4 protein-coding genes are annotated in these 2,639 nt (G+C 62.8%); all 4 read left to right on the top strand.

Going from position 1 to position 2,639, the window contains the following annotated elements:
* Positions 1 to 217: hypothetical protein (locus tag ACFWPJ_RS24280; RefSeq protein WP_378854691.1), on the top strand; the 217-nt coding region annotated here is incomplete at its 5' end.
* Between the two features lie 206 nt (positions 218 to 423).
* Complete coding sequence (locus tag ACFWPJ_RS24275) at positions 424 to 1,779, top strand: hypothetical protein (RefSeq protein WP_378854690.1); 1,356 nt, start codon at positions 424 to 426, stop codon at positions 1,777 to 1,779.
* A 37-nt stretch (positions 1,780 to 1,816) separates the two neighbouring features.
* Positions 1,817 to 2,479 carry a class I SAM-dependent methyltransferase gene (locus tag ACFWPJ_RS24270; protein ID WP_378854689.1) on the top strand — a complete coding sequence of 221 codons (663 nt, stop codon included), beginning with the start codon at positions 1,817 to 1,819 and terminating at the stop codon, positions 2,477 to 2,479.
* Positions 2,476 to 2,613, top strand: a complete 138-nt coding sequence (locus tag ACFWPJ_RS24265; RefSeq protein WP_378854688.1) for a hypothetical protein — start codon at positions 2,476 to 2,478, stop codon at positions 2,611 to 2,613. The genes ACFWPJ_RS24270 and ACFWPJ_RS24265 overlap by 4 nt, the downstream gene beginning before the upstream one ends.
* Positions 2,614 to 2,639: the final 26 nt, after the last annotated feature.

Genomic DNA, 2,639 nt, shown 5'->3' with positions numbered 1-2,639 from the left:
GAGCAACGCCGACCGGTCACCGTGCCCGGATGAGCCAGATATCCGCCTCATGGTCCAATTTTCCAGTGTGCGAATGGATTTCGCCGCGTGTCTGACTGCCGCGCTGGTGTTCGTCTGTGATGTGGCTGCCTGCCGCCCTGGCACCGTCGCTGTCTACCCCGGCTACTGCGCCGGATTGCCCCGCCTGCCGAACGAGCGGCTATATCTGCTGCCCTGACCCGCGCACGGCGCAGTTTCCGACCGCCCGAATGGCGTGCGCCGCCGTCGGACAACTATCCGACTAGGCAACAACCAAGTGCACCGAAATTAGTTGTAATACCGCATCTTTCGCTGGCGCAGCTCCACATGCCAAAGCCGTGCCCGACATCTCATCGGCACGGAACGCGACAGACCGCGATCCGGCACGTGACAACGGAGGACTCGATGAGCATCCACCAACTGGTCGTCATCGGCTACGACGAGATCGTTCGCAACAAGTACATGCCAGTCATCCGGGCTGCGATCGCCGAGGGCCACCTCGACTCCTGGTCGCTGATAGACCTCGAATCCGAGCGCGAGGTCATCGAGGCACGGCTTGTCGGTGCAGACCCGCAGCCGCGCACGAAGTTCTTCGTCCAGGCCGATCGAGGCGATCCCGCACTGGCTCTGGAAACAGCCCAGACAGCGCTACGCTTCCTCCGGCTGCCGGGCCTGCCAATGCTGGCCTACATCGCCACCGAGGTGGGCTCGCATGAGCAATATCTGCGCCGGTGCGTGGCAGAAGGAATCAACTCGCTGGTGGAGAAGCCGGTTCTGGCTCCGATGATCGGTGGAGCGTTCGAACCCTCCCTGATCTCCACCACCATGGCCGAGCTGATCGCCGACGCCTCACAACGCAGGTCGCGGCATTCGGTGATGACCTTGAGTCGCTACCACAGCATCTACAACGATCGGCTCATCCAACCGCTGCGCGAACGAATGCTCGAGTGGAAGGCGCCGTTGACCTCGTTCCATCTGCGGGCCGCAGGCGGCGTCTGGAATCTGTCGCATGAATTCGTGACCCGTGACGACCACCCGTACCGCTACGGATACGGGATGCTGATGCACGGCAGTTACCACTACATCGACCTGGCAGTCCAGGTGCTCTCGCTCAACAAGTTGCTGTTCCGAGGCCGGCCGCTGCGGTTGCAGGTGTGCTCCTTCGGCGCGTTTCCCGCCGACCAAGACCAGCGAGTGTCCCTACGTGCAACGAAGTTGCTCGGGGGCCACTCGAAATGCGCTGCGCTGGCACGTGAACCGCGTCGCTACGGCGAAACCGATATCACCTCCACGTTCCGACTGATCGACGCCGAAACCGAGGCCACGATCACCCTGGGCACCCTGTCTTTCGAGCAGACAACACCGTCGATTCGGAGCTGGCGGGCCTTCCCCGACGGGGTGTACAACAAGAACGGCCGGACCAGTAGCGTCGATCTGGAGGCGCAGCTGTCGACGCTGTACTCGGTGCACGTCCACTGCTACGACGTCCCTCGCGGACCCGATGCCGACAAGATCGGCGCGGTCGCGGAGATCCTCACCCGCGCCAACGCCTCGCTGCTCACCGACGACGAGTACGTCACCCGCGAGACCTTCGACGGACTCTTCCACAGCGACAGCAACCGCGCCCTGATGCAGAACTGGTTGCGCGGCACCGAGACCCGCAGCCGACTGCAGGACCACTACCTGCCGATGCGCGTCACCGAAGCTCTCGCGCTGTCGCTGCGCATCCCCGGCCAAATCGTGGAAGTCGACGGATTCTAGGAGTCAACGCATGTGCATATCTCGCTCTCAAAAAGACGTGACTGCCTTCTATCTCGCGGCATTGGCCGGTGATGTGCCGACAGCGGAGCGGCTGTCGGCACCTGTGTCCGACAGGTTCGCCAAATTCTTGAACGCTGTCGATGACCGGGCTCCTCGAACCGCCCTCGACCTCGGGTGCGGAGTGGGCACCTACACCGTGGCCTTGGCCCGAGCTGGTTTCGAGGTCGTGGCCGTCGACCAGGTCCCGACCCAGATCCTGCGTTCACGGCTGGTAGGCCTCGCGGACTGGGCCAACCGAATCGGCGTGGTCCAACAGCGGATCGAAACCTTTTCCGTCGAAAAGCAATTCGGTGTCGTCGTCGCCAAAGATGTCCTGCACTACCTGCGCCAGGACCAGGTCCGCGAGACACTGACCCGCTGTATCCAGCGCGCCCCGGTCGGCACAGGCCATTTCCTTGAGGTGTTCACCGACATCACCCGCACCGACCGGCAAGGTCGTCGTGTGTTGATCGAGGACGAAGCCGCCTACACCGCCGACACCTTCCGCACCACGATCGAACGCCTCTACACCGGATGGGACTGCCACATGAGCTTGACTCGACACTGCGAGCGCAACGGCGACTCGCCACACAACTACTTCGAAGCCAACAAGATCACCGTGCGTACCTACCGCGACGCCGACCACGAGCCCCGCCGATGAGCAACGAACACCCGCTGGGTCTCACGGTCATCGTGCCCTGCCACAACAGCGGGAAATTCGTTGTCGAGGCGGTCGAATCCGTTGTTCAACAGCCGATGTCATTCGGCCGCGAAATCCTCGTGGTCGGTGTTTGAATCGCCCACCCCAACACGTTGACACC

The sequence above is a fragment of the Nocardia sp. NPDC058497 genome (genome assembly GCF_042720195.1).
In the GTDB taxonomy this organism is placed as follows: Bacteria; Actinomycetota; Actinomycetes; order Mycobacteriales; family Mycobacteriaceae; genus Nocardia.
The sequence above is the reverse complement of the archived record's forward strand: the minus strand, read 5'-3'. Positions and strand labels throughout refer to the sequence as shown.